Annotated in this window: 13 protein-coding genes; 7 read left to right on the top strand and 6 right to left on the bottom strand. The window is 70.0% G+C overall.

The genetic code is table 11. The annotated features are described in order from the left end of the window. Positions 1–299: 299 nt before the first annotated feature. Together ABZ194_RS23955 and ABZ194_RS23950 are read right to left on the bottom strand one after the other, a co-directional pair. Positions 300–1,355 carry a DUF6461 domain-containing protein gene (locus tag ABZ194_RS23955; protein WP_355599242.1) on the bottom strand — a complete coding sequence of 352 codons (1,056 nt, stop codon included), beginning with the start codon at positions 1,353–1,355 and terminating at the stop codon, positions 300–302. Between the two features lie 192 nt (positions 1,356–1,547). Further along, positions 1,548–2,186 (bottom strand): hypothetical protein, encoded by a 639-nt coding sequence (locus ABZ194_RS23950; protein WP_355599241.1) that lies wholly within the window; start codon positions 2,184–2,186, stop codon positions 1,548–1,550. A gap of 234 nt (positions 2,187–2,420) precedes the next feature. Here ABZ194_RS23950 and ABZ194_RS23945 point away from each other — a divergent pair, with 234 nt between their 5' ends. Continuing rightward, positions 2,421–3,308 (top strand): transcriptional regulator, encoded by an 888-nt coding sequence (locus tag ABZ194_RS23945; protein WP_355599240.1) that lies wholly within the window; start codon positions 2,421–2,423, stop codon positions 3,306–3,308. Here the strand turns inward: ABZ194_RS23945 and ABZ194_RS23940 are convergent. After that, entirely contained in the window at positions 3,240–3,899 is a 660-nt protein-coding gene (locus tag ABZ194_RS23940) for an HAD family hydrolase (protein ID WP_355599239.1), read from the bottom strand. The two genes, ABZ194_RS23945 and ABZ194_RS23940, sit on opposite strands and share 69 nt — an antisense overlap. A 446-nt stretch (positions 3,900–4,345) precedes the next feature. Between ABZ194_RS23940 and ABZ194_RS23935 the strand changes: the two genes are divergently transcribed. From ABZ194_RS23935 to ABZ194_RS23925, 3 genes are all read left to right on the top strand, one after another. Then, entirely contained in the window at positions 4,346–5,149 is an 804-nt protein-coding gene (locus ABZ194_RS23935; protein ID WP_355599238.1) for an aminoglycoside phosphotransferase family protein, read from the top strand. Beyond that, complete coding sequence (locus ABZ194_RS23930) at positions 5,133–6,155, top strand: cobalamin biosynthesis protein (RefSeq protein ID WP_355599237.1); 1,023 nt, start codon at positions 5,133–5,135, stop codon at positions 6,153–6,155. The genes ABZ194_RS23935 and ABZ194_RS23930 overlap by 17 nt, the downstream gene beginning before the upstream one ends. Before the next feature lie 142 nt (positions 6,156–6,297). Beyond that, positions 6,298–7,815, top strand: coding sequence for a cobyric acid synthase (locus tag ABZ194_RS23925; RefSeq protein WP_355599276.1), 1,518 nt, complete (start codon positions 6,298–6,300; stop codon positions 7,813–7,815). Between the two features lie 116 nt (positions 7,816–7,931). Here the strand turns inward: ABZ194_RS23925 and ABZ194_RS23920 are convergent, their stop codons facing one another. Further along, positions 7,932–8,891, bottom strand: a complete 960-nt coding sequence (locus tag ABZ194_RS23920) for a quinone oxidoreductase (RefSeq protein WP_355599236.1) — start codon at positions 8,889–8,891, stop codon at positions 7,932–7,934. Between the two features lie 210 nt (positions 8,892–9,101). Here ABZ194_RS23920 and ABZ194_RS23915 point away from each other — a divergent pair, with 210 nt between their 5' ends. Next, positions 9,102–9,368, top strand: coding sequence for a DUF6504 family protein (locus ABZ194_RS23915; RefSeq protein ID WP_355599235.1), 267 nt, complete (start codon positions 9,102–9,104; stop codon positions 9,366–9,368). A gap of 14 nt (positions 9,369–9,382) precedes the next feature. On the opposite strand, the gene ABZ194_RS23910 is transcribed toward ABZ194_RS23915, so the two are convergent. After that, complete coding sequence (locus tag ABZ194_RS23910; protein WP_355599234.1) at positions 9,383–10,102, bottom strand: DUF4328 domain-containing protein; 720 nt, start codon at positions 10,100–10,102, stop codon at positions 9,383–9,385. Positions 10,103–10,341: 239 nt separating this feature from the next. After that, positions 10,342–10,992: a response regulator transcription factor gene (locus tag ABZ194_RS23905; protein WP_355599233.1), complete on the bottom strand. Its 651-nt coding sequence runs from the start codon at positions 10,990–10,992 to the stop codon at positions 10,342–10,344. 138 nt (positions 10,993–11,130) lie between these two features. Between ABZ194_RS23905 and ABZ194_RS23900 the strand changes: the two genes are divergently transcribed. Beyond that, positions 11,131–11,907 (top strand): ABC transporter ATP-binding protein, encoded by a 777-nt coding sequence (locus tag ABZ194_RS23900; protein WP_355599232.1) that lies wholly within the window; start codon positions 11,131–11,133, stop codon positions 11,905–11,907. Then, on the top strand, positions 11,904–13,895 hold the full coding sequence (locus tag ABZ194_RS23895; RefSeq protein ID WP_355599231.1) for an ABC transporter permease: 1,992 nt from the start codon (positions 11,904–11,906) through the stop codon (positions 13,893–13,895). The genes ABZ194_RS23900 and ABZ194_RS23895 overlap by 4 nt, the downstream gene beginning before the upstream one ends. Positions 13,896–14,219 lie beyond the last annotated feature (324 nt).

Raw genomic sequence — 14,219 nt, 5'->3', positions numbered from 1 at the left:
ATCGAGGACGCGGTGTCTTCGCGTCGAACGGGCAGTGGCGGAGTAGCGGCCGAGGAAGTGCAACTGTATCGTCCAGGCGGCCACCCTTGAGACGGCGTGGAACAAGTGAGAGAACGCCGCCCACATTGTTCACCACGGCCCTGCCCGGAGATCGAGGCTCACTGACGGCTCGTGGGCAGATGGGAGGCTACTGTCCGCCGCGGGAAAGCGCCGGCAGGCCCGCCGTTCGTCGCCCGGCCTGCCACCGCGATCCATGCGACCTCGTCAAGCTTGGTCGAGGACCATGGCCAAGATTTATTTCAGGATGTTGACATGGCATCACTTACGCGGCTCAGCACGATCAAACGCATGAAGTCCTCCCTGGTCGGCACGCTGAGCTGGAGGGCGGCTCGGGATGCGGCGTTTGCCGCCTCAACAGGCGAGGGGTCTAGAGCTCTCAGGAGAACGACCAGCGCCTGGCTTGTCAGATCCAGCCGGTTTCTCTCATTTACATCGGATGTGCCTTTGAGTAGCTTCTTCCGAATAGCGTTGGTCTCTCGACTCAGTTCCTCACCTAAGCGGTGCCGTTCTCCCTTGAACTGCTCGCCGTGATCGATAAATTGCAGCACCTTGCTGGGAGTTGGGCCTTCGAGTTCGGCTATTGCGAGGACGGTGGAGATGACCTGTTTGAGGACGGTGGAGGCCATCGCTGGAGACGGGTCGGCGAGAATTTGTGCGAACTGCGGCTCATCCAAGAAGGGCGCTCGGGGATGCAGGTAAGCGGATGGAATGAGAGGTTCCGGGAGAGGGGTAGTGATCTTGAAAACGTATCGGGGAGATCTCAGCCACTCGGGGGTGAGAGGTTGGCCGCTGATTCTTTTGGCCAACTCCAGGGTGCGCGCCTTAAGCTCCTGAACGGTTAACCCTTGGCGTAGATCCACTTCGACCAGAACATCGTCCAGCGCGTCTGGACGAGTACCCGACCGACGATTAAGCTCGTTGAGTTCGAAGCTGGTCTCGATCACGTCATCTGTCGCGTAGCTGACGGAGCTGTCCAGTTCAACGTTCCAATAAATGTTCAGGGCTTGCCCTCCTGGGGAGAGCGATTCCAAGACGACGCTTCTCGAACCCTGATATCCGCCGGGTTCGTACGCGACCGTCCAGTCGCCGATCTTGGCTAACTGGACCAGTTCGACGGTTTCGTCTTCTTCGAGTTCTTCAATCTCGTCTTCTGTGGCCCACAGTCCCGTTTCCGGGTTTGCGCCGAACCTGCGCGCCACCTCGTCCAAGTCGCGCTCTTGGCACCAGGTCAGGCAGAGGTTCCTCGATAGCCCGGCGCGTAGAAGCTCTATGTACTTTTCCTGAGCGAAGTTCATGTCTCCCCTAACGAAAAGGACGCGGCCCGCCTGAAGGCAGGCGGGCCGCGTTTATTCTAACCGATCATGGCCAGCGGGATTGTCTTGCGGGCCGGCCTTGACCTGGCAATCGCCGCTCACGGTGAGGCCGGCTCTGAGTGTCATGGGATTGAAATAAGTCAGATCGCCTCGATCCCGAATATCGGTAATGCGTCAGGCGAAGGTGATGTCGCGACTGTTCTTTCCCGACGGCTTGTCGGTTTCAGCGTTGCTCGACCCCTTCTTTTCTTCGGCGTAGGTATAGGCGTGAGGGGCAAGGTTGAAGTTGATCTGCCTCCGCCACTGCTGACTGATCTCCCTTCCTGTCCTTGCCTCGATAACTTTCTTATATACAGGGAAGCCGTATCCTTGTGTGGCACACCAGTTGTAAGGCTTAGTCGTATGTCCAACCCTCATTGTCCCGCCTGGTCTCGCTCGCTTGACCTGAGCGAGCAAATCCTGGTTGCACGTTCCCCAGTCGACCTGAGAGCAGGGAAAGGTATTAGGTGCCGCTGCTATATTTGCAGTCGAAAGCTCTTGTGGTGGCGTCTTATCTGCGCTCGCATTGGCGGCTTTCGCCTGGATGGTTATGCTCCGCCAGCCCGACCAGGCTCCTGACGTGTCGGCGGTCATTGCGCGAGCGCGCCGGCGTACCTTCCAACTATTCTTCAGCTTCCCGGCAGGTACTTGGAGGATTCCAGTGGATCCTGAGGAGACCTCAGTGACGGCCCCCGACCAGATCAGGTCCTGTGACGCTGGGAATCGGCTGAGCCGCCTTGGCCACACGCTGATCACCAGCGCCTGCTTGAACATGCGCTCGGCATGTCGATTGACCAGCTTGGGTTCACGCCACCCTGGAGTACGGCCGGGCATCAAGGCACACCGTCTCGCCGCCGGGCCACACCCCATGGTGTCGGACTGTCGTTGCCCCTGCCCTCCCCCGTCTCTGCCACACAGCCCGCCTCGATTGGGGCGGACTACGCGACGATCACGAGGGCGTACAGACGTCTGTACTGGTCTGTTCAGCCTGCCCTGATCCGCTCTGCCGTGGCGGAGCACACCTGTTTCGGCACTCGACTTCTCGGTGAGATGGGCGGTGCGCCCAGACGGACCGTTGCGGCGGCTCTCGCTGAGTCGCTCCTGCTGGCAGGCCGCATCGAGTTCTTCGATCTGCGCCAGCCGTTGGAAGCCGATGCCAAGTTCGTCGAGGCGCTTCAGGCGGCAGGGGCGGCCGATGATCCACTGCTCGGCGCGGCGATCCTGGGGCACGCGGCGTTCGTGCCCGGGCGGGGAGGAGACAGAGCGGGTGCCGCCGAGCGGCTCCGTGCCGCTCGCGCCTACACTCGCCGCGCGCAGGCCGTTCCCGCCTCGTTCACAGCATGGATGTACGCGGTCGAGGCCGAATGTGAGACACGTTGCGGCAAGCCCCGTGAGGCGCTTCGCCTGATCGGGCAGGCAGAGGACGCTCTGTCCGGTGGTGGGGATGACGACGGCAACGCTTCCCGGCCGGAGTGGTTCGACTGGTTCTCACCAGCCAGGCTGGCCTCTTTCAAGGGCAACACTCAGCTCAAGGCGGGCCACCTTCCCCAGGCTCGGCAGACGCTCCTCCAGGTCCTGGAGGGCCTGCCCGACGAGGCCAGAAAGCAGCGCACCGTCGTGCTCGGCGACCTGGCGGCGGTCGAGGCCGCCGACGGTAACCCGGAAGCCGCGTGTGCCCGCGCCGATGAGGCTCTCGACCAACTCTCCGTCACCTGGTACGCGACGGGGATGGAGCGTATCCGTGATGTGCGGGGTCGCTTGAAAAGTGGGCCGATCATGAATGTGTCCGGCAGCTGGACGATCGTCTCTACGGATGGCGTACGACCCTCATCGCACTTCAGCGTTGAGTGCCCTCACCCTGTCCGGCAGCTCGGTCAGCGAGTCGACGCGCAGTGAGGGGATGCGGGTGGCGTCTGGGTCGGCCTGCTGGATCACTCCCCACGGGCCTCGCCGGATGAGCGCGGTGCGCATCCCCGCCGCCGATGCCGGGCGGATGTCGTTGTCCAGCCGATCCCCCACGTAGAGGATCTCGCCGGTCTGGCAGGGGGCGGAGTCGGCGACGCGGGCGAAGAAGGCGGGATCGGGCTTGGCGACTCCGTAGTCGTCGGAGGTGGCGATCATGTCCGCGGGCAGAGCCAGGCCGCGGAGGATGTCTCCCGCCCGGGTGGTCTGGTTACCGGCGACGCCGACCCACAGCCCATCGTCGCGCAGCCGGGCCAGGGCGGGGCGGACGTCGGGATACAGGTCGTCCTCGCCGAACCATTCCGCCTGGCCCGCCTCGGCCCGGCGCTCGCGTTCCCTGTCCAGGTCGAAGCCGGGCTCGAACACCCGGAAGGTGTCACGGTAGTCGAGTCCACGGGCGATCACCGCGCCGAAGACGGCGCTGAAGGTGTGCCGGGGGACGCCGAGCCAGTCCGCCCAGGTGCCGTACTCGCGGGTCTCGTTCACGAGGCACTCGCCGACATCGAGGACAACGGCTCGAATCATGCCCGTAGCCTATTCCGGCCCCATCCGGCCCGGCGCCGGCCTTCTCTCCGGCGATCTGGGAGGACTTCTCGGGGGAGCGGGAGACGGCTCGGAAGGGGGCGGGGACCGGCCGCAGACAGGGCGAATGCCCATGAGTCTCCGTCCTCAGCGTCCCTGAGCTGCGAGGATTAAAGAGCATCGGATTGGGTGAACACCGACAGGCGGGCTAGTCGATCTACCTGCGACGATGGTTTGCCACACACCGATACAGGCTCAGGTGAATGAGAAATCCGATGCGCTATCCAGCTGGGGTAAGGGCGCTCCCGCCTAATCGTGCATGATCCGTGGAGTGTCCACGGGTCGGTTTTCCGTGGGACGGCCGGTCCTGTGGAGAGGGGCGGGGGCTTCTGGGGGTGTCAACCTGAACCGTTCTTTTCGGCGCGCGGATCGGTTTAGGCTCGTATGCCATGTTCGTCGCCACCGTCCAGCACGAGGAGATCCCGTTGGCGGGCGGTGACGTGACCGGCGGGGTGGTGCGGGTCGGGGACACCGTCCGCAGGCCCTGCCGGTCCTCCACGCGCTCGGTGCACGCGTTGTTGCGGCATCTTGAGGCGGCCGGGTTCGACGGCGCGCCCCGGGTGGTGGGGGTGGACGGGCGGGGACGGGAGATTCTGAGTTACGTCGACGGTGTCTCCGCGCCCAGGCCGCTGCCCGCCTACGCGGTCACCGACGGGTCGCTGGCCGCCCTGGCGGTGCTCGTACGGCGGTTTCACGATGCCGCGATGGGGTTCGTCCCGCCGCCGCGCGCCATATGGGAGGCCGGGTCCAACGACGACGCGGGTCCGGAGCTGATCGGTCACTGTGACATCAACCTCGACAATGTGATCTTCCGTGACGGGCTCCCCGCCGCGCTGATCGACTTTGACATGGCCCGGCCGACGACCCGGCTGTTCGACGTGGTGACCGCACTGCGACACTGGGCTCCGATCGCCGATCCGGTCGATCTGGAGCCGCTCCAGAGCTCTCTGGAGGTCGGTCCCCGGCTGCGGGTGTTCTGTGACGCCTACGGCCTGGCGGCACGCGACCGCCGCGGTCTCCTGGACCTCGCCCGGCTCCGCTTCGACCGTTCGTACCACGCCATGCGGACCAGGGCCGTGACCATCGGCGGAGGCTGGGCCCGTATGTGGGAGAACGGCGCTGGAGCGCGCATCCGCCGGGCCTGTGCCTGGCTCGAAACCAACCAGGACGAACTGCATGCCCATCTCATCTAAGCGGACCGACCGGCTCTCATCTAAGCGGGCCGACCGGCGAACCGGGTTCGGGCGGGTGTGGGGCCGCTGCGCGCCGGGGCGGGCCGAGGCGGTGGGGATGCTCGCCGGGATCGTGGTCGACGCCCTGCTCGCCGACCCTCGGCGCGGGCATCCGGTGGCACTGTTCGGCCGGGCCGCAGCCGCGCTGGAGAGACGCCTGTACGGCGACGCCCGGCCGGCCGGGGTCCTCCACGTCGGGCTCTGCGTCGGCCCGGTGGCGCTGCTCGGGCTGGCCGTGACCCGGGTGAAGAGCCCCGTGCTGCGGGGGGCGCTGAGCGCCGTGGCGACCTGGTCGGTGCTGGGCGGTACGACGCTCGGGCGCGAGGGCGTGGCCATGGCGGAGCTCCTGGAGGCCGACGACCTCGCCGGGGCCCGGGGCAGGCTCTCCCACCTGTGCGGACGCGACCCCTCCCTGCTGGAGCCGGCCGAGCTGGCCAGGGCCACCGTCGAGTCGATCGCGGAGAACACCTCCGACGCCGTGGTGGCCCCGCTGTTCTGGGGGGCGGTGGCCGGGGTCCCCGGGCTGCTGGCCTATCGGGCGATCAACACGCTGGACGCGATGGTCGGTCACCACAGCCCCCGCTACGAACGTTTCGGCTGGGCCGCGGCCCGGCTCGACGACGTGGTCAACGTCGTCCCGGCCCGGATCACCGGCCTGCTCGCGGTTCTCGGCGCCCCTGTGGTGGAGGGTTCGGCGCGGCGCGCGGCGGCCGTGCTGCGCGGGGACGGCCACCGTCACCCGAGCCCCAACGCGGGCCGCTGCGAGGCGGCCTTCGCCGGGGCGCTGGACGTCACGCTGGGCGGGGTCAACGTCTACGGCGACCGGGTGGAGCACCGGCCCGAGATGGGGGACGGGCGCAAGCCGGAGACCGCGGACATCCGCCGCTCCGTACGGCTGGCGCGGGCCGTCGGCGTCGCCGCGGCGGGCCTGGCCGTACTGGCCGCGCTCCGGGGATCGCGCCGGTAGGCGATCCGGTCGTGCGGCGGCCGATGTGACGGCCGGTGCGCCCCGGACGCGCGGTACGGCGTGCCGCGCGTCATGCTGTCATCATGATTGCCGATTCGCCGAGTGTGCCGTCGCCGTCGCAGGGAAGCCCGGTGGTGTGCGGGTGAAGGGGGCGCTGCTGGTCGCCGGGACCACCTCCGACGCGGGCAAGAGCGTTGTCACGGCGGGGATCTGCCGCTGGCTCGCCCGGCGGGGCGTGAAGGTCGCGCCGTACAAGGCGCAGAACATGTCACTGAACTCCTTCGTCACCGCCGACGGCGCCGAGATCGGCCGGGCCCAGGCGGTGCAGGCCGCGGCCTGCGGCCTGGAGCCCACCGCGGACATGAACCCGATCCTGCTCAAGCCGGGCAGTGACCGGCGCAGCCAGGTCGTGGTCATGGGCAGGCCGCTGGCCGAGGTCGACGCGATGGAGTACTGGGACGTCAAGGACCGGCTCCGGCAGGTCGCCGTGGACGCGCTGGAGCGGCTGCGCGCCTCCTACGACGTGGTGGTCTGCGAGGGGGCGGGCAGCCCGGCGGAGATCAACCTGCGCAGGGGCGACATCGCGAACATGGGGCTGGCCCGTGCCGCGGAGCTGCCGGTCATCGTGGTCGGAGACATCGACAGGGGCGGGGTCTTCGCCTCGCTGTACGGGACCGTGGCCCTGCTGGAACCCGCCGACCAGGCGCTGATCGCGGGCTTCGTGATCAACAAGTTCCGGGGGGCGCCGGAGCTCCTCGAACCCGGTCTCGACATGATCGAAGATCTGACCGGCCGCCGGGTCTACGGCGTGCTGCCCTGGCTGAACGGCCTCTGGCTGGATGTGGAGGACTCCCTCGCCCTGGACAACCGTCCCGCCGCCGGGACGCGCACGCCGTACGGCGGGCAGAGCCTGCGGGTCGCGGTGGTCAGGCTGCCGCGTATCTCCAACTTCACCGACGTGGACGCCCTGGTCTCCGAGCCCGGGGTGGTGGTCCGCTTCGTGACCTCTCCGGCGGAGCTGGACGACGCCGACCTGGTGGTGCTGCCGGGCTCCCGCGCCACCGTCTCCGACCTGGCCTGGCTGCGTGCCTCCGGGCTGGCCGGCGCCCTGGGCGGCCGGGCGGTGCTGGGCATCTGCGGCGGCTACCAGATGCTCGCCCGGACCATCCACGACGACGTCGAGTCCGGGGCCGGGAGGGTCGAGGGGCTGGGACTGCTGCCCGCGACCGTGGAGTTCGGGATCGACAAGACGCTGGGCCGCCCGGTCGGCAGCGCGTACGGCTGCCGCGTCGCGGCCTATGAGATCCACCACGGCGTCGTGACGGCCGAGGGCGGCGATCCCTTCCTGGACGGTTGCCGGTCCGGGTCCGTCTGGGGCACCACCTGGCACGGGGCGTTGGAGAACGACGACTTCCGCCGGGCGTTCCTGGCCGATGTGGCGGCCGTCTCCGGCCGTGACTTCACCCCCGCCCCGGACGTCTCCTTCGCCGCGCTGCGCGAGGAGCGGCTGGACGCCCTGGGTGACCTGATCGAGCGGCATGTGGACACCGACGCCCTGCTCAGGCTTCTGAGGGACGGGGCTCCCCGGGATCTGCCGATCCTGCCTCCCGGCGGCATCTCGCGCGAGGCGCCGGACTTCTCCCGTGGCTTCCCACGGTAGAAACACGGTTCCCTACGGTGACGTGGATTTCCCGCGGTGACCCGGTGACCCGGTGAGCGATGATCCGGCTGGTGTCCCCTTCTCGTCCTGGCCGTGCTCGGGGAGCCCCGGAGGGGTCAGGTCAGGAGGAGGAGCTTGCCGGTGGTACGGCGGGCCTCCAGATCCCGGTGGGCCTGGGCCGCCTCGGTCAGGGGGTAGCGGCGGGAGATGTGGACCCTGAGCTCTCCCGAGGCCACCCAGCCGAAGATGTCGGAGGCCCGCCAGGCCAGCTCGTCGCGGGTGGCGAGGTAGGGGGCGAGGGCGGGGCGGGTCAGGAAGAGAGAGCCGCCCTTGGCGAGGGTCTGCGGGTCGACGGGGGGCACCGGTCCTCCGGCCTGGCCGTACAGGACCATCATGCCGCGCGGGCGCAGCGAGGCGAGGCTCCTGTCGAAGGTGGGGGCGCCCACGCCGTCGTAGACGACGTGCGCGCCGGAGCCGGTCAGGTCGCGGACCGCGTCGGCGAAGCCGTCGTAGCGGAGAACGTCGTCGGCACCCGCCGCGAGGGCCAGCTCCTCCTTCTCCTCGGTGGAGACCGTGCCGATCACCCGGGCGCCGCGCAGTTTGGCGATCTGGACGAGCAGCAGGCCCACGCCTCCGGCGGCGGCGTGCACCAGCACGTTGTCGCCTGGTTTCACCCGGTAGGTGGAGTGAGTCAGGTAGTGGGCGGTCAGTCCCTGGAGGGTGACGGCCGCCGCGACTTCCGCCGTCATCCCCTCGGGTACGGAGAGCACGTGGGTGGCCGGCACCACGGCCTTGGCGGCGTAGCTGCCCATGACGTTGGCCCAGGCCACGGTGTCGCCCACCGAGACGCCCCGGACGTCCTCGCCGACCGCGGCGACGGTGCCCGCGCCCTCGTTTCCGGGGACGAAGGGCAGGGAGAGCGGGTAGCGGCCCATCCGGTGATAGACGTCGATGAAGTTCACGCCGGCGGCGACGACGTCGATCAGCACCTCCCCGGGGTTCGGCTCCGGCTCGGGATGGCCGGTGCAGGTCAGGACCTCGGGGCCGCCGGTGGCGGAGACGACTATGGCGCGCATCGTGCTGAACTCCTTGGCTCGATTGGTGCTTCGATTGTCCCGGCCGCGTACCGATCAGCCGAATGCCCCGGCAGCCGTGGCCGCGCGGACGCCGGGCCACCGGTGTGACGGGTGGGGGCTTGCGCCCGGCGTCGTGGGAACGTATGTTCGACGGACTGTGCCCGTCTTCCCCCGGGTTCCCATCTCGACACCGTGGGGAGAAGAGGCGTCTTGAGCAGACTTCACGGAGACCCGATCGAGGTCTGGACGCGTGGCGGCAGGCCGGTCCAGTTCGTCTGGCGTGACCGGCTCCACGCCGTGCGCCGGGTGCTCGACGAGTGGGTCGTCTCGCGAGAGTGGTGGAAGATCTCCGAGGGTGACCCCGGCGAACGCCGGTTCTGGAAGGTCGAGGCCGACCCCGGCGACCGGCTGGGCACCTATGAGCTCCGTTTCGACACCGCGGGCGAGGGCTGGCTGCTGATGAGGTCGTGGGACTGACGGTCCGGGGGGTGTCACCGCCCGGCCGGATGGACCTGCCGCGCCGCCGCCCGCCTCGTGAAGATCTTCGAGATGGCTCGCGGTGTGATGCTGTCCGTCCCGGTCCCGCGCCGGTGGGCGCCGGCGGCCTGGATCCTGGTGATCTGCCGGACGGTCGCCGCGCACAGCAGGGCGGAGACCGTGACGGCGGTCAGCTCGACCGGGCCGAGGCCGGTGAGGCTCGCGTCCCCGGGGGTGGCGTGGAGCGGCAGCCGTACCAGGATCAGGGCGAGCGTGGTCAGCCAGCTCAGCCACCAGGCGGCGAGCAGCGCGACCCAGCGGCCGTGACGGTCGGCCGGCGGGTGTGAGGCCCACCAGAGGCGATACAGCAGCACCGGCGGGACGACCAGGTTGACCCCGGGCACGAGCCAGGCCGCCAGCGTCGGCAGCGCCGAGGCCCCGGGACGGGTCGTGTTCTGCCGGGCCTGGATCAGCCAGGTCAGATAGGCCGCCGCGGTCGCGATCAGCGTCACGGTGATGACCATCATGAGGACGGCGAAGACGGTCACCGCGCCGACGACGGCCTGCGCGCCGGGGGCGTGGGGGTCACCGCCGAGTGCCGAGATCTCCCGGGCCAGCCGCCGGCCCCGGGCCTGTTCGAACATCGCCAGGGCGGCTGTCGCGAGCACCTGGACGCCCAGCGCCACGTGGACGGCCGTGGCTGATCTTCTCGGTAGAGACGAGACGAAGCGCATGTGAATCTCCCCCCGGCATGCGCTGGAGAACCTGCCCTTCTTCTATCCCGTTGACCCCTTTGCTAATCAGTTTCATCGAACGGCTGACCAGGTCGTTCAGGTGACCGGCCGACCGCGTCGACCCGCTGATCACACCGGCCCCCGTGGTCCCCGTGATCCCTGTGGTCTCCCCGCCGCCCCCGGCTCACCCGCCTCCGGGCGGGGCGTCCGCGCCGGACGGATCGCACCGGCCGGGCCGGTCAGCCGACCACACCCGACTCCCAGGCCCAGGCCGCGATCTCCACCCGGTTCCTCGCGCCGAGTTTCACCTGGATGCTCCCCAGATGGGTCTTGACCGTGGAGAGCGAGACGAACAGTTCGGCGGCGACCTCCTGGTTGGTCCGCCCCCTGGCCACCAGGCGGACGACGTCCAGCTCGCGCTCGGTGAGCGGTTCGCTGGGAGGCCGGGCGGTACCGATCCTGGGGTGGGCCAAGTGTTCGAGCAGCCGTACCGTCACCGACGGCGACACCAGCGCGTCACCGGCCGCCGCCGCCCGGATCGCCTCGATCAGCAGCGTCGGCCCGCTGTCCTTGAGCAGGAATCCGGTCGCTCCCGCGCGCAGCGCGCCGTACACGTATTCGTCCAGGTCGAAGGTGGTGACGATGACCACCCGCATCGGATTGGGCACCCCGGGCCCGGAGAGGAGCCGGGTGGCCTCCAGCCCGTCCAGCCTGGGCATCCGGATGTCGAGCAGGCACACGTCCGGACGGAGCCTGCGCGCGTGCTCGACCGCCTCGGCGCCGTTCGCGGCGGTCGCCACGACCTCCATGTCCGCCTGGGCGTCCAGAATCATCTGGAAACCGGTCCGTACCAGCTCCTGGTCATCAGCGATGAGCACCCGAATCGTCACGCGGTCGATTCTGCCAGCCCGGTCCGGGATGTCGGGCTTTTGACCTTTCCGCCTTTCCGTCTTTTGGCCGATGCCGCCGCCTCCGGATCGGACGGTCGGCCGATCCGCCGTGACATCCCCGCACGAGAGGGTCTCGCCATGGATGTCGTTCTCGAAGGAATCAGCCTGGTCAAGCGGTTCGGCCCGACCGTGGCTCTGGGCGGGGTCGGGCTGGCCCTCCGGCCCGGTGAGGCTTTGGCGATCATGGGGCCTTCCGGCTCCGGCAAATCGACGTTGCTGCACTGTCTCGCCGGGATCATGAAACCGGACGCGGGTGAGGTTCACCTGCTCGGCCGGCGCATCGACGCCATGCGGGAGGGCGAGCGCAGCGCTCTGCGCCGTACCCGGTTCGGGTTCGTGTTCCAGTTCGGCCAGCTCCTGCCCGAGCTTCCGGCGGAGGAGAACGTCGCGCTGCCGCTCATGCTCGGGAAGGTCTCCCGGGCCGACGCCGTACGGCAGGCCCGCGAGTGGTTCGGCCCGCTCGGACTCGGCGGAATGGAGAACCGCCGTCCCGGTGAGCTCTCCGGCGGTCAGGCGCAGCGGGTGGCGATCGCCCGCGCCCTGGTCACCCGGCCCGCTGTGATCTTCGCTGACGAGCCGACCGGCGCCCTCGACCAGACCACCGGCCACGACACCATGCGCCTGCTGGTGGACGCCACCAAGCGCAACGGGGCCTCCCTGGTGGTCGTCACCCACGATCCCCAGGTGGCTCGCTGGTGCGACCGCGTGGTCGAGGTCCGCGACGGCCGGATCGTCCCCGGCCCCTCCGGCCCCTCCGGCCCTCGGCCGTCCGCGGGCCTGGGAGCGTGGGATCCGGAGCCCACCCCGGGCGCACGGGGTACGGAGACCCAGGCCCTTCCCGGAGCGGTGGAATGAGCGGGCTGACGGGCCTGGCCTGGCGGCTGCTGCGCGGCGGTGGCCGCCGCGGTCTCCTCGGCGCCGGGCTGACCGTGGCGGCCGTGGCGGTGTCCACCGGTCTGCTGCTGTTCGCCGTGACGGCCAACCTCGCCTTCCAGGGCCGGGCCGACCGGGGGGCGTGGCGCAACCCGGTCGCGGCCAAGGCCGGCGCGGTGGCGATCGAGGCCGTACACAGGGACTATGTGGACGACCGGCCGATCACCGTCGTGGACGTGGCGGCGCTGCGGCCGGGAACATCCCCGCCGCCCGGTCTGGATCGTTTTCCCGCGCCGGGCGAGGTCTGGTTCTCCCCGGAGCTGGCGCGGCTGGTGAAGGAGCTGCCGCCCGACCGGCTGGCCGCCCGGTTCTCCGGTAAGGCGGCGGGGACGATCGACGAGGCGTCCCTGGTCCATCCAGGCGAGCTGGTCGTGGTCCGCGGGCAGCGGCCGGACTCCCTGGTGCCGGACTCCCCGGTGCCGGCCGCCGCGGAGGCGAGCTACGAGGGGGCCGATGTCGCACCCACCGGGATCTCCGATTTCACCGGGCGGCCGACGGCCGACGCCGAGGCTTACAAGGTGCTCGCCCTGATCGGGAGCATGCTCATGATCGTGCCCCTGCTGGTGTTCGGCGGCGCCGCGGCCAGGTTGACCGTGGCCCGCAGGGACCAGCGCCTGGCGGCGCTCCGCCTGGTGGGCGCGACCCCCGGCCAGGTGGTGGGGATGACCGCCGTGGAGGCGGTGATCACCTCGTTCGGCGGGGCCGTGATCGGGGCGATGCTGTACACCCTGGCCATTCCGCCGCTCACCCGAATCGAGATCGCCGGGAGCGCCTGGTTCCTCTCCGATCTGTGGCCCGGAGCGCTCACCGTGATCGCCGTGCTGGTGGGGGTGCCGCTGCTTGTCGGCCTGTCGGCGATCGTGGGCCTGCGCAGGGTCGTGGTCAGCCCGCTGGGTGTCGCCCGGCGGGAGACGCCTCCGGCGATGCGCTTCATCCGGGTCGTCGCGCTGCTGGCGATCCTCGCGGTGGTTCCCACGCTCGGGGTGGGGAGCGCGGCCGGGGTGATCGCGGTCGTCCTGGGCCTCGCCTTCCTCGCCATCAACCTGGTGGGCCCGTGGGTGGCCGGCATGCTCGGCCGGATCGTCGCGAGGACGGCCCGGAGGCCGGCCGGGCTGCTGGCCGGACGCCGCCTGGTGGACGATCCCAAGGCCGCCTGGCGTACCGTGAGCGGCGTCGCCATGACCGGGTTCGTGGCCGGGTTCATCGGCCTGCTCAGCCCGGCCGCAGAGCTGTCCGTCCCGGCGGACGCGGGGGCTCTGCGCCTGTCCGTCCCCTCGTCCAGGGTGACCGAGGTCGCAGCCGAGGCGCGTGAGCGCCTGTCCGCCGCGGGCGTGCCGGCCACGGTCGAGATCCGGGACGGGGGCCGGAGCAGAGTGGACGAGGGCCGGAGCAGGGTGCTCGTCACCTCCCTCCGCGGGCGGGACGCCGGGGCGACGGATCGGGCGCGCACCGCGCTCGACGGCCTGGTGCCGGGGCGCAGCGCCACCACGGCCGCCGACGACGACCGTGCCGATCTCCAGGCGATGGAGGACGTCGGCACGGGTACGGTCATCGTGCTCGCCGTCTCGTTCCTGGTGGCGATCATCGGCGCCGGGATCACCGCGGCCTCCTCGATCCTGGATCGCAGGCAGACCTACGCCCTGCTCAGGCTGGCGGGCACCCCGCTGGAGGTGCTGGATGGGGCCCGCCGCGCCGAGACCCTCATTCCGCTGACGGTCATGGGCGGCGGCGCCATCGCCATCGGCGTGTTCTGCGCCGTCCCGTTCGCCTTCTCGGCGATGAACGTCTCCGGGGCGATCACCCTGCTCGTCTGCGTCGCACTCGGCTTCGCCGGGGTGCTCGGGGCGGGGGCGACGAGCAGGCCGCTGCTCCGCTCGGTCACGGCCAGCCCGGTACCCCGCCCGGACTGAGGGCTCCCGCGCGATCCGCCCCCGGCCGCCCGGCGGCGTCCCCGGCACCTAGACGAGCGGGCCGGGTGCGGACGGGGGCGCCGGGTGCGGACGGGGGCACGCCGGGGCGTCGTCCCGGCCTCCCGGAAGGCGTCACGCCGGCGTCTGCGGCGGGCGCTCCGACCGGGGTCCGAAGCCTGGGATACGGTTGGAACGCGTTCCATCAGGGCCTGCCGAGGGGACCGTCGCTTTTAGGCGTCGGGGGAATCGGGAGCGGGAGGGCCGCCGAGGCCCGAGCGTGTAGTGGCCCGTCAGATTCGGGCATCGGAGGTCTCCGTTCCTCGC

Origin of the sequence: Streptosporangium sp. NPDC006007 (assembly GCF_040614315.1) — a bacterium.
GTDB lineage: Bacteria > Actinomycetota > Actinomycetes > Streptosporangiales > Streptosporangiaceae > Streptosporangium.
Note: the sequence above shows the minus strand (reverse complement) of the source record. Positions and strands in the feature narration are given on the sequence as shown.